The organism is Streptomyces sp. SID3343 (genome assembly GCF_009865215.1).
In the GTDB taxonomy this organism is placed as follows: domain Bacteria; phylum Actinomycetota; class Actinomycetes; order Streptomycetales; family Streptomycetaceae; genus Embleya.
Genome location: NZ_WWJX01000724.1, coordinates 1 through 22156, shown reverse-complemented (window position 1 = coordinate 22156; position 22156 = coordinate 1). Strand labels below are relative to the sequence as shown.

Below are 22156 nucleotides of genomic sequence, written 5' to 3'. Positions count from 1 at the left end.
GCGACCCGACACGACCTCGGCGCGAACGCGATCCGACACGACCTCGGCGCGAACGCGATCCGACGTGGTCGCGGACCGAACGCGTGTCACCGATTCGGGGGGTCCCTGACGTGGGTCCCTCCCGCCGCATCCGATCGATTCCGGAGGTCCCGACGTGGCCATCGACGTGCTCGTGGTCGACGATCAACCGCTGCTGCGGATGGCGTTCACCATGGTTCTGGAGGCCCAGGAGGACATGGCCGCCGTCGGCGAGGCCGACAACGGCGAGGCGGCGGTCCGGTTGACCGAACGGCTGCGTCCCGACGTGGTGTTGATGGACGTGCGCATGCCGGGTATGGACGGGATCGAGGCCACCCGGCTGATCGCCGAGCGTTGCCCGGACACGCGCGTGCTGATCCTGACCACGTTCGATCTGGACGAGTACGCGTTCGCCGGGCTGCGCGCGGGCGCGTCCGGCTTCCTCCTCAAGAATGCGCTGCCGGCCGAACTCCTGGGCGCCATCCGGGCCGTGGCTGCCGGCGATGCCGTGGTGGCGCCCCGGGTGACCCGACGCCTGCTGGAGACGTTCGCCCACCGTCTCCCGAATCACGCGGCCGTCGGCGGCGTCGAGGACGCTCGACTGAGCAGCCTCACCGCGCGCGAACGCGGCGTGTTGGTCGAGGTGGCCCGCGGCCTGTCCAACGCCGAGATCGCCGCGCGGCTACAACTGTCCGACGCGACGATCAAGACCCACGTGAGCCGCATCCTGGGCAAGCTCGGCGTGCGCGACCGCGTCCAGGCGGTGGTGTTCGCGTACGAGACGCACTTGGTGCGACCGCTGTGAGGTGGTTTTCACGGCGACGGGACCCATCCGGTGCGACCGCGGTGCAGTGCAGTTACTGCGGTGCGGGCAGTGCCCTCGGTAAGCGTTGCGACCGGTCGCGTGGCCGCGGTGAAACCGGTCGACCCCCGTATGTGGGGCGGGGGCCGACCGGGTCTTGGGCCTGACGAGACGTCAGACGCGCTGCCACAGGGCGGGGACGTTCGGCGGCTCCCAGCCGGGCTGGGCCTGGTGTCCCTGGAGGCAGCGGTAGGTCGAGCCGCCGAAGGTGACCTGGGTGCCCGTGGGGTAGTTCGTACCCACCGCCCACGAGCCTCCGCCGGGCGGATTGGTGGGCGGGTTGCTCGTCGGCGGCGTCGTCGTGGGCGGCGTGCCGTTGACGTTGAGTACGAAGTCGAAGGACGCCTCACGACCCGACCCGACCTGACGCACCGTCATCAACAGCCGGGGATCGAAGATCGTGTCGGTGTTGTTGCGCGGCTCGTTCGGGAAGTACGTCTGCGTCGTGAGGATCGGCTTGTTCGGCGCCTGCACCTTCATGTGCAGGTGCCGGGTGCGGCCCGGGTACAGGCCGGGCACGATCGTGGTGAGCGTGTACGCGCCCTGCGCGTTGGTGAACTGGTGGCCGCGGAAGGTGAACCCGCTGTTGTCGTAGTTACCGTTGGTGTCCGCCTGCCAGAAGTCCAGCAGTACGTTGGCGAGCGGCTGACACTGCCGGCCGAAGACGTAGCCGCTCACGGTGAGCGGGATGCCCGGAGTGCTCGACGTCGCGAGTACCGTGCGCAGCGGCGAGTTGGGCTTGAAGTACGGCCCCTCGGTCTGCTCGATCGTGGGCTCGTCGCCGTCGTCGCAGAAGGGTGTCGGCGCGAGGTCGGTGCCCGAGTGGCGCGACGAGCGGGCCAGCGCGGGGACGCCGCCGATCAGGAACGGCAGCGGCGCCGCCACGAGCGCGGCCTTGAACAGGTTCTTGCGAGTGATGCCCCGCGATGCGCCTTGGTTCGGCCCTTCGCTGTGCGGGTTGTCGATGTCCGTGTCGTCGATGTCCACGTCGACCTTCCTCGTCGGCGGCGGGTACGGGCGCATCGGTTCGACGGCGTCGGCCCGCACCGACACCGGACGAGGTCACCGCCCGTGATTGGTCTGAACCTATGCGGGCCAGTCGGGCAGGTCGATGGACAAAACACGGCCGTCGTGGTGCTTCGCACGGATGTCTCTTCGGTAGTCCCCCGGGGTACGTCCGGTCTCTCGCCGAAAGAACCGGCAGAAGTAGGCGGGGTCCGCGAATCCCACCCGATCGGCTACCTGGCGCACCGTCAGATCACTGCCGGCCAGCAGCCGTTTGGCTTCGACCGCTTGCGCCCGGCGGATCAACAACCCAGGCGTACGCCCGGTGGACGCCTTGACGACGTCGTTGAGATAGCCGACGGAGACGCCCAGTCGGTCCGCGTACGCGCCGACCGTACGCTCGGCCGGATCCGGATCGTCCAGGAGCCGGACGAAGCGTGACGCGATCGAGGCGGACCGGCCCGCGACGGGGTCCTGCCGGGCGGCGTCCTCCCGGGCCTCGCCCGCCTCGGCGGCCAGCCGGGCGGCGCGCAGGATCAACACGTGCAGGTAGGAGCGCAGCACCGGGACGAACCCCTCGGCCTGCGCGGCGTATTCGCGCATCATCTCCGCGACGAGCTCGGCCAATCCGGGAGCGGCTCCCCGAGTGGGCCGTAATCGCGGCTGGGCGGAGAGTTCGCGGACCACGTCCCGGTCGCCGGCGTGCCCGATCAGGAAGTCGTCCTCGAACAGGATCACCCACCCGTTCAGGCCGGTGACCCGATGCCAGAAGTGCACTTGGCCCGGCGTCACGAAGAACAGATGCGGCGGCCGCAACGGCCGCGGCACCAGGTCCACGACGTGGGTTCCGCGCCCGCCGGTGACGTAGGCGATCTCGTGGAAGGTGTGCCGGTGCGGGTAGTCCGCCCGGGACGCCGAACCGATCGTGTCGAACGTGCCGATCGCGAACGGCAGGATGGTCGGCGTCGGCACCTCCAGCCGATGCAACGGCACACCGGGTCGCGGTGGCGCGGGAGTCGTCATCGGAGCACGTCCTTGATCGTCATCCCAAATCCCTGGTCGTCATCGGAAGTCCTCTGCCGTGTCGGCTCCTCGACTTTCCGAGTCGAGCGTCGCGTTCTCGGGGTCACCTCGACCACGACGGCGCCCACGCGACCACGCCGAACGGTGGCACGTCAAGCATCGGGTCGTCCGACCACCGACGCCGGCACCCACGCGGGGGTTCCGTCGGCACCCGCGAGGGTGCGCGTCGTGGTTCCGTCGCCGCGCATCGAGGCGATCGTCCCCGACGGCCGAGCGGCCCGCGCCGGCCCGGGCACGCCCCCGAGGCACCCTGGGAGTGCGCCGAGTGCGCCCTCGGCGAAACAAGCGGTGGTCGATCGCGTGTGCGATCGGCGCGCGTGGGTAAGCACGGGCAGCCTGCTCGCCAAAAGGCTGCCCAGGGCCGCCACCGGCTGCCCGCCTGCCAACGGAAGGAAGTCCGGTGACCTTCGAGTCCCAGACCCCCACGACAGCCACCACGTCCGAGCACGCGATCGAGACCGGGGACCGTCTACCGATCGAGGACTTCGGCTCTGTTACCGCGACGGACGCGCGGGCGATGTCCAAGGTCCTGTTCGCGCGCATGCGGGAGTTGGAGGAGGGCACGCACGAGTTCCAGTACGTACGCAACACGCTCATCGAACTGAACCTCGCCCTCGTCCGCTTCGTGGCCGGGCGCTTCCGGGCCCGCTCGGAGACGACCGAGGAAAAGGTGCAGGTCGGTACGATCGGCCTGATCAAGGCCATCGATCGCTTCGACCCGACCGTCGGCGTCGAGTTTCCGACCTTCGCGGTCCCGACCATCTCCGGGGAGATCAAACGCTTTTTCCGGGACACCAGTTGGGCCGTACACGTTCCGCGCCGACTCCAGGAACTGCGCCTGGAGTTGGCCAAGGCGCGCGACGCGCTGATCGCGACCAACGACCGGGAGCCGACCGCGCCCGAGCTCGCCGAATTCCTGGGCCTGACCGTGCCCGAGGTCGTCGAGGGCCTGACCGCGGCCAACGGCTACACGAGTTCGTCGCTCGACGCGCCGACCGGTGAGGACGGTGAGGGCAACGCGTACGCGACACGCGCGTCGTTCGTCGACGGCGGGTTCGAGGCGGTGGAGAACTTCCACGCGCTCAAGCCCCTGCTCGCGGATCTGCCCGAACGCGACCGTGCGATCCTGTCGATGCGTTTCGGTGACGAGATGACGCAGGCTCAGATCGGCGAACGCCTGGGCCTGTCCCAGATGCACGTGTCACGCCTGCTCAGCCGCACGTTGACCCGGCTGCGTGAATCGATGCTCGCGGAGTAGGGACCGGGTTCGGCCGGGCGGGCGGTTGATCGGGTGCGGCCCGACGCGGGTGTGAAACGCCACCGTGCGACAACGGTCTGCGTGCGGTCGGGCCGACTCGGGCATTCCACCCCTTATGCCCCGCTATCACATGCTTTGCTGGACGACAGGACCGCATGCGTCCTCCCGGCGGCCTCCCGGCGCGGCTCCGGCTGCCGCCGGGAGGTGGCGCGTGCGGTGCCGCGCGGGACGAGCACGCGGAGTCGGTCCGGTCCGATCGCCGGCGGGCCCTGAGCATTGCGGCTCGCGACTCCGCCCGAGGGTGACCGCTACCCGTGGGCGGCCGGCCGTGGGCCCTCCAGGCGTTCGTAGCGTCGGGTCAGGCCGACGAGGAGGGCTTCGAGGCCGGCTTCGAAGGCGCTCTCGTTGATCTCGCGTTGGAGGTCGGCGAGCAGATGCGCCTGATCGAGGTGCGGATACTCGTCGGCGTACAGCCTGGCGTCGTCCGGGAAGCCCCCGGCGAACGAGCCCAGGGCCGACCCGGTGACGAAGTAGCGCATCAGGACGCCGACCCGGGTCGCCTGGGCCCGCGGCCAACCGGCGTCGACCAGTGCGCCGAACACCGCGTCGGCGGCCCGTAGTGCGCTGGGCCGGCGACCCGGGGCCTGGGCCGGCGCGGGTACCACGTTGGGGCGGGCCGCGAGGGCGTCGCGGTAGGCGCGGGCCCACGTACGCAGCGCGGTGTGCCGGTCGTCGCGGCCGAGCCCGACGGTCGCGAACACGGTGCGGTCGACCCCGCCCACGACACCGTCCACCCCGGCGTCGATGATCGACCGACGCGGGTCCGGAACGGAGGCGGGCTCAGCGGTGTTTGGCGAGGTTCTCGTTGGCGAACTTCCAGTTGACGAGGTTCCACCACGCGTCGATGTATTTGGCGCGCGCGTTGCGGTAGTCGATGTAGTAGGCGTGCTCCCACACGTCGACCACCAGGAGCGGGATCGCGTCGGTGGTGATCGGCGTCCGGGCGTCCTCAGTGCAGACGATGCCCAGGGTCCGGTCGCCGTTCAGCACCAGCCACGCCCAACCCGAGCCGAAGAGGCCGGTCGCGGCCTTGCCGAATTCCTGCTTGAAGGTGTCGAAGGAGCCCCACTTCGCGACGATCGCGTCCCCGACGGCCCCGTCGGGGGCGCCGCCGCCGCTCGGCGACAGGCTGTGCCAGTAGAAGGTGTGGTTCCAGTGCTGCGCGGCGTTGTTGAAGAGGGCGCCCGACGACTTCTTGATGATGTCCTCGAGGCTTGCCGCCTCCCATTCGGTGCCCTGGACCAGGTTGTTCAGGTTCGTCACGTAGGTCTTGTGGTGCGCACCGTGGTGGAAGGCGAGCGTCTCCTCCGAGATGTGCGGAGCAAGACCGTCCTTGGGGTAGGGCAATTCCGGAAGCATGAACGACGACACGAATCGATTCCTTCGATCGCAGGGACGGCAGGGCCTCACGGCCCGGGCCGGGCTGGGCCGACGACCCGCCGGCCGATCATGCCACGACCCGGACGTGCCCAAAGTCCTTATCGGGCACACCGGTTCCGATTCGCCTCCGATCTCACCCTCCCGGCCTGCTCCCGTTCGCACGCACGGCCGCATCTCGAACCCTTGAACTGCTCCGTAAGCCCTCCGGCGGATCCCACTTCCCCGCTCGCACGTCATCTCACCCGACCTGGTGCGTCACGGCGGATCAAACCGGACCACACGGGACCGGGATCAGGTCGAGTGAGACGGGACAACAGGACCGTGTCCTCACCCGGACGGCATCCCACAGCACCGTCCGAGGTGTCGAGTGGCAAGCGCCCGCCAGTCGCACAGGACACAGGGACACAGGGACACAGGGACACAGGGACAGAGTTGTTTGCTACGAAGGCGGTCGCCAAGGGGCTGGGCCACGCGGATCTGTCGATCAGTCGTCCCAGCGCGCGAAGCCGGTCAACAATTCGACTGTGGGGCTCAGGAGTTCGAGCACGGGTGCGTCGATGCCCAGCTCGTCTTCGAGGTCGGTCAGTTCGTCGGGATCCCGGACGACGCGGTGCTCGACGGGTCGCCCGTCTCGCCACAGTTCGAACCACACCTCCCCGTGCGCGGCGTCGCGACGCAGACTGGCAACCTCGGTGCCGACCGACACCCGGCTCAGCACGCGTGGATCGGCGGCGTAGAGCGTGACGTCTTCGAGGCCGAACGCCCAGCCGGCGCGGGATCCGGAGCGTACGACCGCGACGATGGTCTCCTCGTCGTCGGCGGTCAGGTCGTCGCGCAGGTCTTCGGCGTCCATCGCGATTCTGACTGCGGTGTGCTCCGGATCGCAGCCCAAGCGGTCCAGCAGTTCCTCGGGGGACATGCCTCGCGCGAAGGTCGCGCAGAAACCGACCGGGAAGTGCGCGCGCTCCACCAGCCACCGGAAACCGTCGCCGATCATGTGCGTCCCTTCGGGGCCGGGAAGCCGCCACGGCCGCCCGCCGGACGTCGTCGTGCCCGCGCAGCATAGGCGGCACGGCCGACAGCGGGAATCGAGCCTCCGAAAGGCGCTGGTCTACCCGACCGGGCCTCCCTTCCGGTCGAGGCCGTCCGATGACAGGAGTGGCGCCAGTCGTTCACCACTCATGGAATGACCGAGAAGACGGCCTGACGCGTCTCGCCGAAGCTGTTCGGCTGGTGGATGGGCGTCCGACTGCCTGGTCGAACTTCGATGGCAAACGGTGAAGTCTCGCTGTCACAGGACATCAGGCCCAGGACCCGATCCGGGATCCGCCCCGCGCGCCCGCCCGAAGGCCGGGCGGTGGTCCGCCCGGCCGTGCCGTCCCGATCGCGACTTCGTCGGTGCCGGAAGCGGTCGAAGCTCAGATCCAGCCGTCGAGCGACTTCATGAAGGCGTCGAAGTCGTCGCGGTGGATGCAGTGGGAGACGTTCGCGACCACGCGGATGTCGAAGCCGTTCGCGCGTAGTTCCTCGATCAGGTCCGGCGTCACGATGAAGCTGTGCTCGGCGACCTGCACCAGGCTCGGTACGACGGGGGCCGTCGGCACGTAATCCTGGTCGAAGGAGCCGATGGCGTCGGCGAAGCTCCGGTCGAACTTCCGGAAGCCTGCGAGTTCCGCCGCGACGTCGGCCTCCGACCAGCGCGGGTTCATCGCGCGGATGCTCTCCAGGGTCGCGTTGGCGACCATCTGCTTCATTCCGGCGTGGGCGCCTGCGGGAATCGTGCCGAGACGGAAGCCCGGATCGGAGTACACGGCCTTCTTGGGCCGGAGCCGCTCGGCCGCGAGCGCGAGAGACAGCCCACCGAGCGAGTGTCCGATCGCGATGTCCGCGCCGACGGGCAGGCTCTCCACGAGGTCGTCGGCGAGCAGCTCGGGGCGATACTCACCCCGCGGGCTCAGCCCGTGTCCGCGCAGGTCGCACGCCAGAACGCGGTATCCGCGCCGGACCAGTTCGTCTTCGAGCGCGTGCCACGTACCGTGGTCCGACAGCCCACCGTGAATGAGCAGAGCGACCTTGTCCCCATCGCCGCGCTCGTGAACGTGAAGCTTCATGAACGACCCTTCCATCACCTGCCGACACTGCCGACACTACACGCTGCTGACACGATTCAGCAGGCGCGTCCGATGCTACCCCGAAGCCCGACCGAGAGCCAGAGCGGACACCGACGAGGGCAAGACCCGGCGACCGAGGTCTCCGTGGAGCCGGGCGGTGTCGGGGCAGGCGGTGGCGGTACGGTCGCCCGTGACGCGCAGGAGGCCGAGCTTTTCAGCACCACCGCCGCCAACCACGCCTCCCGCTCGGTGGCCCGCGCGCTGGGTCTGGCCCCGCCGGGCTGGATCTGGACAGCGCGCTGAACCGGAAGCCCGCAGCACGTGCCCATCTGCCGCCCAGGCCGCCCCGGTCCGATCCTGGTGCTCCGGCACGGCAGGGAAGCCGACACTCGCCTGTTCGCGGCCGCTCTCCGGTCCCGTGCCGGCCCTCGCCCCACGGCCTGCCTGTTCCGTCCCGTGATCCCACTGCCGTAGCTCACCCGTCGGCGAGGCGTTGGATGGTGGCACCCAGCCAGTCCTGAAGATCGGCGGGGTCACCGAGTTCGGCACGCAGGACCCGGCGGCGGGTCGAGACGCCGAGCACGAAGGCGTCGATCGCCGCGGCTCGGCTGCGGGCCTCCACGTCGTCCAGGCCGCTGTCGCGCAGGTAACGGTGCAGCGGCTCCAGCGAGTTCGTGTCGAGGAACGCGGCCAGCGCCTCCGCCGCCGCCGGGCGTTCGCCGGACGCGCGTTGCAGCACGAGCAGCGGATCCTCCCCGGGCACACCGAACCAGCGCTGGACGATGCTCGCCGCAAGGCGCGAACCCAACGCGGACCGCTCGCCGTCGAAAGCGTCGGAAACGGGAATCTCCACCCGGGTCGCCGCCAGGAAAAGGCCGTCCTTGCCACCGAAATAGCGCGTGATGAGGTTGGGAGACACGCCGGCCGCGTCGGCCACGCCTTTGACTGTGATCGCCGCGTATCCGTGCCGGGCGAACTGGCGTTGCGCGTGCTCCAGGATCCGCTGTCTGGTGGCGGCCGCATTGCGGGAAGTCATGTGTACGAGCATACACATATATGTGTACGCTGATACACATGAACGACGAGATGCGGGAACGACTCCGGCGGACGCGGCGTGTCACGACCCCCTGGAGTGACGACGGGACCCGTGGCATGAGCGGCACCCACCTGGACGAACTCCTCGAATACTGGGCGAACGGATACGACTGGAGCGTGCACGAGCGCCGCATCGGCGAGTTCCCCTGGGTGACCGTGCGGGCAGGCGGCACCGACCTGCGGGTGATCCACCAACGGTGCGCGGATCCCGACGCCCCCGTGGTCGTGCTGCTGCACGGCTGGCCGGACTCGGTGTTGCGGTTCGAGCGCGTCCTGCCTTTGCTCGCGGACCTGCACGTAGTGGTTCCCGCGCTGCCGGGCTTCCCGTTCGCGGCCCCGCTCGCCGACTCCGGTATGTCGGTCAACCGGATCGCCGGGATCGTCGCGGACGCTCTCGAAGAACTGGGTTACGCGCGGTACACGGTGTCCGGCGGCGACGTGGGCGGCACCGTCGCGGAGATCCTCGCGGCCGAACACCCCGACCGGGTGGGCGCCTTGCACCTGACGAACATCGCCCCGCAACGTACGCTCGCGGCGGACCCGACGAAGCTCGCGCCCGACGCGGCGGCCTACCTGCGCCGTTCGGCGCAGTGGTTCCGTGCCGAGGGCGGCTACATCGCGGAGCAGTCGACGCGGCCGAACACGCTCGCGGTCGCCCTCGGCGACTCACCCGCCGGCCTCGCGGCGTGGATCGTCGAAAAACTGGAGTCCTGGTCCGACGAATCGGCCTTCACCGCGGACGAACTCCTCACCTGGGTCACCGCCTACTGGATCACCGGCACGATCGGCACCTCCTTCGCCACCTATGTCGAACCGTTCGCCCTCCCCGACCGGATCGACACACCGACCGTGCTCTCCGTGTTCGCGCACGACATCAAGCCGGAACCACGAAGCTACGCCGAGGCCTTCCTGAACATTCGCGACTACGTGGAACACCCCGCCGGCGGTCACTTCGCAGCCTGGGAACAGCCCGAGGCGTACGTCGACGACCTACGCCGTGCGGTCGAGCCGGGCCACTGAAACGAAGCTTGCGGTGTCCGCCGCACAGGCCGCCGGAGCCTGACGAAACGCGGTTCGACACGATGTCCGGATGACCGCTCACCCCTTTGCCCCGCTGACGTTGCTGAACGAGGAGACGGACGTGCTCGCCCTGGCCGGCGCCGGCCCGGCCGACTACCGCGTCGGCGGGGCCGGTGTGGTGTTCGGTGCGGCCGCGACCGTGGTGATCGCGGACTCGCACGACGACCCGCACGAGAGCGGGGTTCGCGACAGCCGAACGTTCGAGTTGATCGATGTGGCGCCCGTCCGGTTCGTGGACCGGCTGTACCAACTGCGCGAGCCGATGCTCTTGTTCGTCCGGGTGCCCGACGGTGTGCTCTATCTCGGCCAGGGTGATCTCCGGTCTTGGGGTGCCGGTCCCGAGCGCGGGTTCGAGGCTGCCCTGAGCATTCGGCCGCCGCTGTCCGAATCCGTGCTCGACCGCGTCCGCCCACCGCGCCCGGTCGCCCCGCCGCCGGGCGTCGACTGGTTGGACGCTGTGCCCGTGGACCCCACTGCGGCCTTGGCCGATTTCGTCACCGGCTGGTATCCGAAGACGTCGGGCGTGCCCGCGTCGCACGCCTCGACCGCAACCGAATTGCCTGTCCCCCCGCCCCTGGCGCATTTCCACCGGCTTGCTGCGGAACGGCCACAGATCCTGGGCGTGCAGAACTTCGTCGAACCGTGGGAAGAGTTGGCCCGGCATGCCGGCGGCCCGCTGCGGATCGCCGTCGAGAACCAGGGCGGATATGACTGGCGCGTGGACCCGAGCGAGCCCGACCCGGCGGTGTGGCTCCACCACGACCGGTTCACTCCTCCGGAGCGCGAACGTGAGCCGCTCAGTGGCTGGTTGTTGCAATTCTCCCTCGCCGAAGCAGCCATCGGCGGTCCCTACCGTGCCATCGTCGGCGAACCGCCGGCGCCGCTCGTCGATGACCTGACCCGAACGTTGCGTCGCGTACCACTGCGGTCGTACTGGTGGTCGTTCAGTCCGACGTCCTTCCATGTCGCTCCCGGGCTCGTCGTCGAAGTCGGCGGTGAAACCGGCGGCGACACGTACGACTCGGTCGTCGTGGCCGCGACGCACCGTGCCCTCCTGAAGCCTCTCGCCGACCTCGGTATCGAGTGGTTGGGCTTCGACGGCTGAATCCGCCGTGGGAGCCCCGGGTGCAGTGCTCGGTGGGGCATCCGAGCCGGTGTGCCGCCGAGGCCTCCGCCGAATCGCCCGGTGGGTCGGTGAGTTGTTCGACGGAGGCCGATGCGGGGCGGGTGCCGGCGGCCCTGGGCCTCAGCCGCCGAGGACCGGCAGGGACAGGGCGCAGACGCGGTCGGTGCGGGTCGGGTCGAGGGCGTTGAGTACCTCGTTGAGCGCCACACGGTCGTAGATCAGGGCGAGGTGGTCGGAGAAGTCCAGGCCGCAGCGGTCCTGCACGGTGATGTTGCGGACGTCGGGGCCGGCGAGGAAGGCCAGGGTGTACGGCCTGATCACCTCGTCGTACCTGCTTTCGATCACGGTGTAGCGCACGCCCGCGACGGTGTCCGGGTGGGCGTTGAGGTCGCGCATGAACGGTGAATCGAAGTCCTGTTGCGCACACGCCGGGCACGCGTCCACGAAGGCTTGCCGACCGCCGGGGAAGGCATCGAGCAGGCGGAGGATGCCCTCCACGGGCGCGCCGTGGTTGGAGGGCGCGATACCGACCAGGTCGTGCACCTTGGCCGCACCGCCGAGTTCCTGGAGGTAGTAGCGCGGGAGGGCGCCGCCGCCCTGCGAGTGGCCGACGAGGTCGACTTCGGCGGTACCGGTGGCGGCCCGCACCCGGTCGACGAACGCGCCGAGTCGGGCGGCGCTGGTGGGGATGTCCCCGTAGCCCTGGAAGAGTCCGCCGGGTGCTCCCCCGTAGTCGAGGGCGAAGACGCAGTAGCCGTTGTTCTTGAGCAGCGGCGACAGCGCCTGCCAACTGTCGACCATGTTGCCGAGCGTGCCGTGCACCAGCACGACGGGGCGGGGATGAGTGGCCGTCGGACGACAGGAGAAGTCGTTGGAGCCGGGGGGCGACGAGTGCGGGTTGACGAGTTGCGCCGCGATTCCGGCGGCGAAGGAGTAGGGCACGGGCAACCGCGTGTTCGCGGCGGCGGGACTCGGCAGGACCCAGGTCGTGGCCATGGTGGCGGCAACCACCGTGGCAGTGCCCAGGTTTCGCAGTCGTGTCCACGCGCCGCGACGGCGGACGGTGGCGTCGGCGGTGGCAGCCGTGGTTCGGGGGGAGTCTGGTGCGGCGGTGCCGGAGGAGCCGAACATGTACGCCTCCAAGCGCTCACGAACCCCCAACCTGGCGCGGGCTCGCGAGATTACCGATCGATCGCTCAGGTAACAACAAACCGTCACGGTTGGCGACCGAGCCCACGCCCGAACCCAACCCCCCTCGGCCCTCCGATGCCCAACCCGAACGCCCAAGCACACGCTCCGACTCGGCTCCGCTTCGAGAGCCCGTCTTTTCGACGCTTCGTTGCTTCGACGCTTCGTTGCTTCGACGCTTCGACGTTTCGTTGCTTCGTTGCTTCGTTGTCCCCGGCTGTCGGTGGAGCGGGTTCAATGTGGGTCATGGAGACTGATCCGCACAGGCGTGGGCCGTTCTGGGACGTAGTGGCGGGGCGGGCTCTGCCGCCGCCCTCTGCGGTGCTTTTGGGGTGGGAACTGATCGAGGTCGACCCGGAACACGGGACCATCGAGGTGGCCTTCGCGGCGGGCGAACAGTTCGTCAACCCCATGGGGGTGATCCAGGGCGGCTTCCTCGCCGCGATGCTCGACGAGACGTTGGGGCCGGCGCTGATCGCGACTCTGCCGGAGAACCGGTTCGCGCCGACCCTCGACCTCCACGTCCAGTTCCTCCGGCCGGCCCACCCGGGACGTCTGGTGGGACGAGGTCGCATCGTGCAGCGCGGCAAGGAGGTGTGCTTCCTCGCCGGGGAACTCGTCGCCCCCCACGGCAAACCCGTGGCAGTAGCCACCGCAACCGCCCGAATCCAGACGGTTCGATGACACTGCTCCGAGCGGCGCCGATAGGCTCGGCCGGTGATCGACATGGCGGTGCGTGGTGACCGTGGGGACGTCGTTGCTCACGCCCGGATCGGCGTGGAGTGGACCGATGTCTCGGAGGCGTTGGACCCCGTGGGCTTCCCGATGCTCTGGGCCTTGGACCCGTACGGGGACGCGGTGTTCAACCAGCGACAGATTCCGCTGCTGCAGGCCGAACTCGACCGGCTTCCGGCCGCTTGTGGAGGCGAGTGGGTCGCTCAGGCCCGCGACTTGTGCCAGGTCGTCCGGCAAGGGGTGCACCTGTATCTGTGGTTCATCGGCGACTGACACGCGCCCGGTCGGCCGTCACCTTCGCTGAACCGGCGGTCAAGGCAGCGGGTCGACCCTGCCGTGGGCGTGCCCGCGCCCCGGGCTCGCTCACCCGTCGCCGGGTCGCACGGGGAGCGTCGTCGGGTGGGTGTCGCGTGGCTGCCGGTCGGGGTTTGTCGATGCGCGGATACCGTGATCATCATGGATGACCTTCGTGCTGTGCCCTCGGTGCCGGTGACCGTTGCTGCCGGGCAGGCGGCTTGTGTGCCGCTGGACATTCCCGCGAATGTCGCTGTTGCCGCCGACCTGGTTCGTCGGGCCGGGGCTCGGGGAGCCGATCTGCTGGTTCTTCCCGAGCTGTTCCTCACCGGCTATGAGCTGTCCGGCATCGCGGCCGCGCCCGAGACGTACGCCTTCGACCTCCCGGACGCCGGCGCCACGATCGACCCGGACACCGCCGCCGAGTCCGCCACCGTGCCCCTCGACGCACGACTCGATCCGCTCTCGGTCGCCTGCGCCGAAACCCACACCGCCGTGGTGGTCAGCGCTCCCACCCGGGCCGGCCGAAGCGGCGGATTGCGCATCTCGGCCCTGGTGTTGGGGCGGGACGGGCAGTACGCCGCGCGGTACGACAAGCAGCACGTGGACACCGTCGAGCGCGCGGCCGGGTTCGAGTCCGGGGTGGCCGGATGCACCCTCGACGTCGACGGCTGGCGACTGGGGCTCGGCGTTTGTCGGGACTCCAGCTTTCCCGAACACGCCCGCGCCGCCGCCCTCGACGGATGCCACGCGTATCTGGTCAGCGCGATGTTCGGCCAAGGGCACGGGGCTCACAAACGTGCGACGCTCGGGCCGGCGCGGGCCCTGGACAACGCCTGTTACGTCGTCGTCGCCAACCACAACGGGCCGAGCGGCCCGCTCCACGGCTGTGGCCACAGCGCGATCTGGAACCCGGACGGCACGCTGCTCGTCGACATCGACATGGGCATCGACGCGAGTATCGCCGACCCGGGACTGGCCGTCGCCCGCCTGGATCCGCAAACCCTCGCCCGAGCCCGCGAAGAGGACTTCGTCCTCCTCGATCCCTCGTTCGACGCTCCGGTACGCACACGCACCACCGTCGTCCTTGGGTAGGAAGTGTCGGGCGCCACGGGCCGGCAACGAGTCGTAGGCCGTAGTCCGCCTCGCGAGACGACCGACCGCCGACTCGCCGACCCGCATCCACGATCGGTCCACGATCCGGCCCACTCCGGACGGGCGACGCGGCGCGGGACGGCGTTCCCGGATCCGTGCCCGCCGCCGTTCCGACGGGCACACGACCGAGAGGTAGTCCACCAGCCGCCGCCGGGCCCGGGGCGATGCCCGGGCGCGGTGCACCACTCCGAACCCGGCGACGGCTCACACACGGAACATGAAACACGGCACGCCACGCCGAGACGACACGCTTGTCACTCGGACGGCTGCTTCACCCACCGAGTCCACTCGATAGCGCACCCGCACGCCCCTTGCGAGCCGGGCGCACACCGCCCCCGACCGAAGAACCCAGCGCAGGCGGGCCGGGGTTGGGACGGTCGACGCGGCGTCGACGATCCGGAGTTCCTCCTTCTCGTGAACGTCGGCGCCCGAGCCCGCAGGTGCCGTTCCCGGAAACGGTGACGAGACGCCCGCTCAGGAACCCCGACGCGAGGCTCGTGCCCGGTGCCGCCGGCGAGCGGTGCGGCCCGGGTACACCGGCCAACTTCCGGACGCTGTTCAAAACACGTCGGAGTACCACCCGGCGTGTGGCGAAAGCCGTGGACCGCGCTCGGATCGGATCGGCGAATCGGGCCCGTCGATCCTGCTCGGCGGGAACCGGCGCCTGCACCCACCGACTCCCGGGACCCGTTCGTCGTCACCGCGAGACCACGACCCGCACGGCGACGACGTCCCAGGATCTCGGTGCACGGCACGCGCCGGTACGGTGGACCGATGGCATCGATCAGGCAGTTCCAAGTCACTTTCGATTGTGCGGAACCCGAGCGCCTCGCTCGTTTCTGGTGTGAGGTGTTGGGATACGTCGTACCGCCGCCCCCGGAGGGGTTCGCCAGCTGGGATGAACACCGGCGCTCGCTGCCCCCTGAGCAGCAGGACGCGTGGTTTGCCTGCAGTGATCCCTCGGGCGTGGGCCCGCGACTGTACTTCCAGCGCGTCCCCGAAGGAAAGGCGGCCAAGAACCGGGTGCATCTCGACGTGCGGGTCGGTACCGGACTCGTGGGTGCGGAGCGCCTCGCCGTACTCGAGGCCGAGTGCGCACGACTGGTCCCGCTCGGCGCGGTACACGTGCAAACGCTGTACGACGGCAATGACTCGTGCATTCCCATGCAGGACATAGAGGGCAACGAGTTCTGTATCGACTGAGAACCGCGAGCGAGTCGTCGCTCGTGTGGTGGGTGGGAGTATCGGCGGCCTGCCGCCGCGGACCTCGTCGGCCCATTTCCGTGCAGTCGGCGGCCCGCGCCCAGGAGTTGTCGCAGGCACGGGGCTTCGGCCCGAGGCCCCGATCGACGGTGCTCTCGTGTTCGTACGGGTTCGCCTTACCCGCTCGCGGCCTCGACTCCCGACTCCAACGGGTTTTCCAGCAGCCGAGCGAACGCCAATTCCGCTGCCCCGTACAACGGCGCGTCGTCCCCCAGCGCCGCCGTACGCAGCTTCAAGTGCTCGCGAGTCACCGCCAGGCTCGTCCGGTTCAGCCGGCTGCGCACCTGGGCCGCCGTGGCCAGGTACACCTCCCGCAGTGTCCCGCCGAACACCACCATCTGCGGGTTGAGGATGTTGACCAGGTTGGCCACCCCCAGCCCCAGCCAGTCGCCGACCCGGCGCAGCCCCTCCTCCGCGTCCTGGTCCCCGCGCGCCGCCGCGTCCGCGAGGCCGCCGATCGCGTGCTTGGCGGTGCCGCGCGTCAACGCGAATTCGCCGATCTCCGTTTCCCAACACCCGCGCGACCCACATCGGCACGGCAGGCCGTCCGGGTTGACCACCATGTGCCCGACCTCGCCCGCGTACCCGTCGCCGCCCGTCACCGACCGCCCGGCGGACAGGATGCCGCCACCGATACACACGTCGCCGTGCAGGTAGATCACGTCGTCGCAGCCCACCGCCGCACCTCGCGTGTGCTCGGCGACCACGCCGAGGTCCGCGTCGTTGCCCACCATGGCCACCGTGCCGATCGCCGCCGAAAGCCGCTCCCCCAACGGCTCGTCGCGCCAATCGGGAGTGGGCCCCTCGGGAATCGTGCCGTCCGAGCGCCGCACCATCGCGCACACGGCGACCCCCGCGCCCACGCACACCCCGTCGCGCGGCGCCGTCAGCCGCATCTGCCCGACGAAACCGCCGAGCGCCTCGGCGACCTCCTTGGGCGAGAATCTGCTTCCGGGGCGCTGGAGTTCACGTCGGTCCAGGACCACCCCGCCGAGCCCCACCCGCGCCGCCACGACCCGGTCGACCCCGATCACGCACGCGAACACGTACACCCGCTGGGACTGCGCCCGCACCACGAGCGAGGGTCGGCCCCGCCCCCCGGTGTCACGCGGCAACTCCTCGACGACCAGCCCCGCCGCGGCCAGATCCGCGGTCAGCGCCCCGATCGTGCTGCGGTTGAGCCCCATGCCGGCCGTGAGCTGGGCCCGCGAGGTGGGACCCAGCACGTGCACATGGCGAAGCAGCGCCCCCAGGTTCTGCCTGCGGATGTCCTCCTGGGTAGGCGCTGCACGCATGGGGCTACGAACCCTGCCTTTCGTATCCGAAGCACTCGAAGCATCCGAAGAACTCGGTGCACCCGCAGAACCCGAAGTATCCGAGGAACCGGGCGCGACCGAAGAACCCGAAGCATCCCGAATACCCGGTCCACCCGAAGAACCCGGCGCATCCGAAGAACCCGAAGCATCCCAAGAACCCGGTCCGGCCGAAGAACCCGGTGCACCCGCGGAACCCGAACAACCCGGCACACCCGAGGCACCCGACACCCCCGGAGCCTCCGAGGCACCCGCACCCCCCGGCACCCCCGACCCCCGAACCCCGCCCGCACCGTCCCCAGACCGGGAACGCCGCGTCACCGCAGCCCGGCGGCTTCGGCCCGCCGCCGGGACAGGGCGTCCACCCCGGCCGCGAGGAGGAGCACCACGCCGGTCACAACGTACTTGACGCCGGCGCTGTACCCCATGAGCCCCATCCCATTGTCGATCACCGCGACCACCGCGCCGCCGAGGACCGCGTCCAACACCCGCCCCTTGCCGCCGAACAGGCTCGTCCCGCCGATCACCGCGGCGCCGACCGCGTACAACAGCACGTTGCTGCCACCGGTGTTCGAGTCGACCGAGTTGGCCCGCGACGCGGCCACGATGCCGCCGACCGCGGCCATGGTCGAACAGATCACGAAGGCCGAGATGCGTACGCGGTCCACGTTGATCCCGGCGCGGCGGGCCGCCTCGCGGTTGCCGCCGACCGCGTACAGGCTCAGCCCGTACGGCGTGCGGCGCAGCACGAACGTGCCCACCAGGAGCAGCACGACCAGCACGGGGACCACGATCGGCACACCCTTGAGCGACGAGATCACCACGTTGCGGCTGCGTTCCCGGTTGAGCACGAACACCGCGAGGCCGACCGCGACCGCCAGTACCCCGACGCGGATCGAGGTGATCGCGATCGGCTCGGCCACCAGTCCGCGGCGCGAGCGGTTGCGATTGCGGCGCAGTTGCAGCGCCGCGTACCCGCCCACCGTCGCGGCGGCGAGCAGCCAGCCCACGATCGGCGCGAGGTTGCGGTTGGAGATCGCCAGGATCGTCGAGTCCCGCACGGGCACGTTCGTGCCGCCCTTGACGAGCAGCAGCACGACACCCTGGAAGGCCAGGAACGCGCCGAGCGTCACGACGAACGACGGTATCCCGACCTTGGCGACCAGGACGCCGAGCACGAGGCCGATCACCGCGCCGACCACCAGGGCCGCGAGCACCGCGAGATACCAGGGCCAGCCGTGGTCGGCGAGCAATACCGCGAGTACGGCCGCGCACACGCCGCTCGCGAAGCCCGCCGAGAGGTCGATCTCGCCGAGTACCAGGACGAAGATCAGGCCCATCGCGATCACCGTGACGGCGGCGCCCTGGGTGAACAGGTTGGCGAAGTTGCCGGCGCTCAGGAAGCGCGGACGCATGATGGAGAAGGCCGTGCACAGGACCACCAGACCGAGCACGGCGGGCATCGCGCCGGTGTCGCCGCCGCGCAGGCGCGCGACGTAGTCCTTGAGGTGCGCGACGACCGGCGATTCGCCCGTCGGGGATTCGCCCTTCTCGGCGAGGGGCAGCACGCTGCTCGTCATCGGTTCACTCCGTTCCGGCCGGCGCCGGGACCGAGCGACTCGGTCTGCCCCGACGTGATGAGTTCGACGATCTGGGAATGGGTGATCTCACTGGTGCGTACCTGCGCCGCGGTCCGACCCAGGTACAGGACCGCGATGCGGTCGGCGACCGCGAACACGTCGTTCATGTTGTGCGAGATGAGCACGACGGCGAGGCCGTTGTCGGCGAGCCGGCGGACCAGTTCGAGCACCTGCGCGGTCTGCGAGACGCCGAGTGCGGCGGTGGGTTCGTCCAGCACCACGACCTTGCTGTTCCACAGCACGGCCTTGGCGATGGCCACGGTCTGGCGCTGTCCGCCGGAGAGGCTGGACACGCGCTGGCGGATCGAGGAGACGGTGCGCACGGACAGGCCCGCGAGGGTCTCCTCGGCGATCTGCTCCATGCTGTCCTCGTCCAGGACCCAGCCGCGGCGCTTCTCGCGGCCCAGGAACATGTTCTGGACGATGTCGAGGTTGTCGCACAGGGCGAGGTCCTGGTAGACGATCTCGACGCCGAGGTCCGCGGCATCACGCGGGCTGTGCACGGTGACCGGGACGCCGTCGAAGAAGTAGTCGCCGGAGTCGGCGGAGTGGATCCCGCCGATGCACTTGACCAGTGTCGACTTGCCGGCGCCGTTGTCGCCCACGAGGGCGGTGACCTCCCCCTGGTACACGGACAGGTCGACGTCGCGCAGCACGTGCACGGCGCCGAAGCTCTTGTTGACTCCGTGCAGGCGCAGTACGGGTTCGGGGGCGGATCCGGGCGGCGGGGCGGGGGTGGGGGACAGGGCCACGATGTGGGCTCCTCGCTGACCTCGACAGGATGCTGTCGGTGGGGTGGGTACGCACCGCCGAGTGGGTACGCACCGCCGAACCGGCACTTCGTGAGTGCCGGTTCGGACGAACGCGCGCGGTGCGGAGGCTAGTTGATGCCGGCTTCGGTGCACTTGGCGGCGTATTCGCCGGTGCACAGCGCGTCCTTGGTGACGTAGCCGTCGGCGATCACGTCCTTGACGTTCTCCTTGAAGACGGCCAGCGGCTCCAGGAGCACGGAGGGCACGTCGCGCTTGCCCTCGGGGTCGCGCACGACGGCCGGCACGCTCGGCTTCTCGCCCTTGGCCAACGCGACCGCGAGCGTGGAGACCGCGTCGGCCTCCTTCTTGATCGCCTTGTACACGGTCATGCACTGGTCGCCGACCAGGATGTTCTGGAGCGCGGTGGTCTCCGCGTCCTGCCCGGTGACCGGCACCTTTCCGTTGAGTTTCTGCTTCTTGAGGATCGAGATGGCGGCGTTGGCCAGTCCGTCGTTGGCCGCGACGACCCCGCCGATGTTCGGCGACTGCGTGAGCATCTGCTCGAACATGTTGGCGCCTTCGGTGTTGTTCCAGTCCGGCACGGCCTGGTCCGGGCCCTTGACGTACTCGCCGGAGTCGAACTTCGGCTTGAGCACGCCGTCGTAGCCCTGCTTGAGCAGCGTCGCGTTGTTGTCGGTGGCCGAGCCGTTGAGCATCGCGATGGTGGGCTTTTGGACCTTCGCCGCGGCCAGGCACTTCTCGATGCCCTGGCCCATCAGCGTGCCGACCTTCACGTTGTCGAAGCTGACGTAGTACTGCGCGCTGCCGCCGAGGGTGAGGCGGTCGTAGTCGATCGTGGCCACGCCTTGCGACTTGGCCTTGTCGAGGACGGCCTTTCCGGTACCACTGTCGAGGTTGACGATCACCAGCACGGTCGCGCCGTTGGTGATCATCTGGTCGGCGAGCGTCTGGAACTGCGACTTGTCGCCCTGGGCGTTTTGGATGTCGTACTCGACGCCCGCCGCCTTGAACGCGTCGGTGAGGTACTTGCGGTCGTTGGTCTCCCAGCGGCCCGACGTCTTGCTGTCGGGGAGAATCACGCCGACCTTGGCCTTCTTGCCGTTGCCGTCGCCGGAGCCGCTGCCCGAGTCGTCCGAGCAGGCCGACAGGGTGCCGGCCGCGAGCACGGCGCAGGCGGAGACGGATACGAGGAGCCTCTTGCGCATGGTGGATCCCTTCGGGCACGCGCCGGTGTGGCCGGCGGCAGACGTGACGCGGGCAGGGCAGGTCTGGCACACGCAGGATGTCCGGCAGATGCAGGCAACCTCTGAAGGCACCTCTGGAGACAACCTCGCGCTAAATGTTGTGGGCGACAACGTAATAGCCCTACCGGGTGTTCGCCAGACCCTGACAGGCGCGAGAAATGCCGACTTCGGTAACGGTTGGGAAACGCAATCGGGCGATAAACCGGTTGGTAAGTGCCTGTGCGTACAAGAATCAATCCCAAAACAGCGCAAACCCCCACGTCGCCTTCGCATCTCGAACAGTGCGGGGCCCGACCGCTCCATACATTAAGTTCCGAGCCACAACTTAGGCGTATGAACGATCCGTCCCGGTCGTACCTGCCAAGGCGAAGCCCGCCCCACGACAAAACCTGTCCACGACAACACCTGTCCTCGACAAGACCGACCCGGCCACCACGCCGCGCCGCGCCGCCGTACCGCCACGCCGCGAGACCGGACGCCGCTCCGTCACCGGCGGCGGTGCCGTCATCGTGAACGGCCTTTTCCCTGGCCGGAATCCGAGCGACCGGGCAGGATCGACCCATGTCGCCTCAACAACCACCCCTACGCGAGTTGCCGACCGACGTTCGGCTCACCGGTCACGGAATATGTCTGCGGGAGTGGACCGATGCCGACGTCCCCTCCCTGGTAACCCTGTTCGACGACGTCGAGATCGAACGATGGACACCGCTGCCGTCGCCCTATCGGATCGAGGACGCACGCGAGCATCTGATCAAGGCGCGCAGGTTGCGGGCCGAACATCGCGCCGTCCAGTTGGCCGTGACGATCGACGGCGGCGAACCCTGCGGCGAGATACTGCTGTTCCTGGCCACGGACGGCCTGGAGAACGGCGAGGCGGTCGAGTTGGCCTACGGCATCGGCGCCGCGCATCGCCGTCGCGGTCTGGCCGTGCGATCGGTGCGGCTGATGGCCGAATACGCGTACGACGAACTGGGCCGGACCTCCGTCCTCCTGCGCATCCCACCCGACAACGCCGGCAGTCGGGCGGTGGCCCGCGCGGCGGGGTTCGCCCGCACCGACGCCGAGCCCCTGGTCCGCGAACGAGCGGACGGGGAAAGGGTGTACCTGGACACGTGGTTGCACGCTCGCGATCCCGAGCGCGACCGCTAGCGGCCGGCCGACCCCATCCGGCACGAAGTGCCTTGGGTTGCAATGGAGTTCGTGTCGGAGCCGGGCCGCCCGGCCACCGGATCAGCCGTCCGTCTCCCGGTTGGCGCGCCGGTGATCGACGAGTTCGAGCAGAGCCGGACCGATGACCCGGCGCAGCCACTGCTCGCCGGTGATCGGGGCAGTGGTGCGGGGCCGGGATCGGCGCAGGCGATGGGATCGACGATGGCGCCCAGACCGGGGAAGGTCGCGGACGGCCCCTATCGGATGGCGGGCGGGACCCGGCCGGCGAACGGGCCCGCGGGGAGTGCGGTCACCGCCGCGACG

Annotated in this window: 21 protein-coding genes and 2 pseudogenes; 11 read left to right on the top strand and 12 right to left on the bottom strand. The window is 69.6% G+C overall.

The annotated features are described in order from the left end of the window. The first annotated feature begins 154 nt into the window (after nt 1-154). On the top strand, nt 155-823 hold the full coding sequence (locus tag GT354_RS22165; RefSeq protein WP_161358113.1) for a response regulator transcription factor: 669 nt from the start codon (nt 155-157) through the stop codon (nt 821-823). 171 nt (nt 824-994) lie between these two features. On the opposite strand, the gene GT354_RS22160 is transcribed toward GT354_RS22165, so the two are convergent. Then, nucleotides 995-1861: a carbohydrate-binding protein gene (locus tag GT354_RS22160; protein ID WP_346012120.1), complete on the bottom strand. Its 867-nt coding sequence runs from the start codon at nt 1859-1861 to the stop codon at nt 995-997. A gap of 105 nt (nt 1862-1966) precedes the next feature. After that, complete coding sequence (locus tag GT354_RS22155; RefSeq protein ID WP_202512156.1) at nt 1967-2908, bottom strand: AraC family transcriptional regulator; 942 nt, start codon at nt 2906-2908, stop codon at nt 1967-1969. 511 nt (nt 2909-3419) lie between these two features. Between GT354_RS22155 and GT354_RS22150 the strand changes: the two genes are divergently transcribed. Then, entirely contained in the window at nt 3420-4226 is an 807-nt protein-coding gene (locus GT354_RS22150; RefSeq protein WP_346012119.1) for an RNA polymerase sigma factor SigF, read from the top strand. A gap of 308 nt (nt 4227-4534) precedes the next feature. Here GT354_RS22150 and GT354_RS22145 read toward each other — a convergent pair. The 4 genes and pseudogenes from GT354_RS22145 to GT354_RS22130 all read right to left on the bottom strand — a co-directional run. Further along, nucleotides 4535-5035 (bottom strand): annotated as a pseudogene (locus GT354_RS22145) (TetR/AcrR family transcriptional regulator C-terminal domain-containing protein); the annotation flags it as partial. A 31-nt stretch (nt 5036-5066) separates the two neighbouring features. Then, nucleotides 5067-5657 carry a superoxide dismutase gene (locus GT354_RS22140; RefSeq protein WP_346012118.1) on the bottom strand — a complete coding sequence of 197 codons (591 nt, stop codon included), beginning with the start codon at nt 5655-5657 and terminating at the stop codon, nt 5067-5069. Nucleotides 5658-6150: 493 nt separating this feature from the next. Beyond that, nucleotides 6151-6663, bottom strand: a complete 513-nt coding sequence (locus tag GT354_RS22135; protein ID WP_161358111.1) for a DUF6461 domain-containing protein — start codon at nt 6661-6663, stop codon at nt 6151-6153. Between the two features lie 421 nt (nt 6664-7084). Continuing rightward, nucleotides 7085-7777, bottom strand: a complete 693-nt coding sequence (locus tag GT354_RS22130; RefSeq protein WP_161358110.1) for an alpha/beta hydrolase — start codon at nt 7775-7777, stop codon at nt 7085-7087. 72 nt (nt 7778-7849) lie between these two features. On the opposite strand from GT354_RS22130, the gene GT354_RS22125 reads away from it, so the two are divergent. Beyond that, nucleotides 7850-8080, top strand: a complete 231-nt coding sequence (locus tag GT354_RS22125) for a hypothetical protein (RefSeq protein WP_161358109.1) — start codon at nt 7850-7852, stop codon at nt 8078-8080. 172 nt (nt 8081-8252) lie between these two features. On the opposite strand, the gene GT354_RS22120 is transcribed toward GT354_RS22125, so the two are convergent. Then, the gene (locus GT354_RS22120) at nt 8253-8813 is read right to left on the bottom strand and encodes a TetR/AcrR family transcriptional regulator (RefSeq protein ID WP_161358108.1); all 561 of its coding nucleotides are present in this window, start codon (nt 8811-8813) and stop codon (nt 8253-8255) included. Nucleotides 8814-8833: 20 nt separating this feature from the next. Here GT354_RS22120 and GT354_RS22115 point away from each other — a divergent pair, with 20 nt between their 5' ends. After that, nucleotides 8834-9892 carry an epoxide hydrolase family protein gene (locus GT354_RS22115; RefSeq protein ID WP_346012117.1) on the top strand — a complete coding sequence of 353 codons (1059 nt, stop codon included), beginning with the start codon at nt 8834-8836 and terminating at the stop codon, nt 9890-9892. A 70-nt stretch (nt 9893-9962) separates the two neighbouring features. Beyond that, nucleotides 9963-11057: a hypothetical protein gene (locus GT354_RS22110; RefSeq protein WP_161358106.1), complete on the top strand. Its 1095-nt coding sequence runs from the start codon at nt 9963-9965 to the stop codon at nt 11055-11057. Between the two features lie 141 nt (nt 11058-11198). Here the strand turns inward: GT354_RS22110 and GT354_RS22105 are convergent, their stop codons facing one another. After that, nucleotides 11199-12074, bottom strand: coding sequence for an alpha/beta fold hydrolase (locus tag GT354_RS22105; protein ID WP_161358105.1), 876 nt, complete (start codon nt 12072-12074; stop codon nt 11199-11201). A 438-nt stretch (nt 12075-12512) separates the two neighbouring features. Between GT354_RS22105 and GT354_RS22100 the strand changes: the two genes are divergently transcribed. The 4 genes from GT354_RS22100 to GT354_RS22085 all read left to right on the top strand — a co-directional run bounded on the left by GT354_RS22100 (nt 12513) and on the right by GT354_RS22085 (nt 15653). Further along, a complete protein-coding gene (locus tag GT354_RS22100; RefSeq protein WP_161358104.1) occupies nt 12513-12950 on the top strand; it encodes a PaaI family thioesterase in 438 nt (145 codons plus the stop codon). A 42-nt stretch (nt 12951-12992) separates the two neighbouring features. Continuing rightward, nucleotides 12993-13274, top strand: a complete 282-nt coding sequence (locus GT354_RS52695) for a hypothetical protein (protein WP_202512157.1) — start codon at nt 12993-12995, stop codon at nt 13272-13274. A gap of 183 nt (nt 13275-13457) precedes the next feature. Next, a complete protein-coding gene (locus GT354_RS22090) occupies nt 13458-14390 on the top strand; it encodes a carbon-nitrogen hydrolase family protein (protein ID WP_161358103.1) in 933 nt (310 codons plus the stop codon). A gap of 834 nt (nt 14391-15224) precedes the next feature. After that, entirely contained in the window at nt 15225-15653 is a 429-nt protein-coding gene (locus GT354_RS22085; RefSeq protein ID WP_161358102.1) for a VOC family protein, read from the top strand. 176 nt (nt 15654-15829) lie between these two features. On the opposite strand, the gene GT354_RS22080 is transcribed toward GT354_RS22085, so the two are convergent. The 4 genes from GT354_RS22080 to GT354_RS22065 all read right to left on the bottom strand — a co-directional run bounded on the left by GT354_RS22080 (nt 15830) and on the right by GT354_RS22065 (nt 20644). After that, nucleotides 15830-17008, bottom strand: a complete 1179-nt coding sequence (locus GT354_RS22080; RefSeq protein WP_161358101.1) for an ROK family protein — start codon at nt 17006-17008, stop codon at nt 15830-15832. Nucleotides 17009-17343: 335 nt separating this feature from the next. Beyond that, a complete protein-coding gene (locus GT354_RS22075; protein WP_161358100.1) occupies nt 17344-18606 on the bottom strand; it encodes an ABC transporter permease in 1263 nt (420 codons plus the stop codon). Further along, entirely contained in the window at nt 18603-19418 is an 816-nt protein-coding gene (locus tag GT354_RS22070) for an ATP-binding cassette domain-containing protein (protein WP_346012116.1), read from the bottom strand. The genes GT354_RS22075 and GT354_RS22070 overlap by 4 nt, the downstream gene beginning before the upstream one ends. A gap of 128 nt (nt 19419-19546) precedes the next feature. Continuing rightward, entirely contained in the window at nt 19547-20644 is a 1098-nt protein-coding gene (locus tag GT354_RS22065; protein ID WP_161358099.1) for a substrate-binding domain-containing protein, read from the bottom strand. A gap of 600 nt (nt 20645-21244) precedes the next feature. Here GT354_RS22065 and GT354_RS22060 point away from each other — a divergent pair. Together GT354_RS22060 and GT354_RS54310 are read left to right on the top strand one after the other, a co-directional pair. After that, nucleotides 21245-21832 carry a GNAT family N-acetyltransferase gene (locus GT354_RS22060; RefSeq protein WP_161358098.1) on the top strand — a complete coding sequence of 196 codons (588 nt, stop codon included), beginning with the start codon at nt 21245-21247 and terminating at the stop codon, nt 21830-21832. A gap of 111 nt (nt 21833-21943) precedes the next feature. Then, nucleotides 21944-22156 (top strand): annotated as a pseudogene (locus tag GT354_RS54310) (hypothetical protein); the annotation flags it as partial.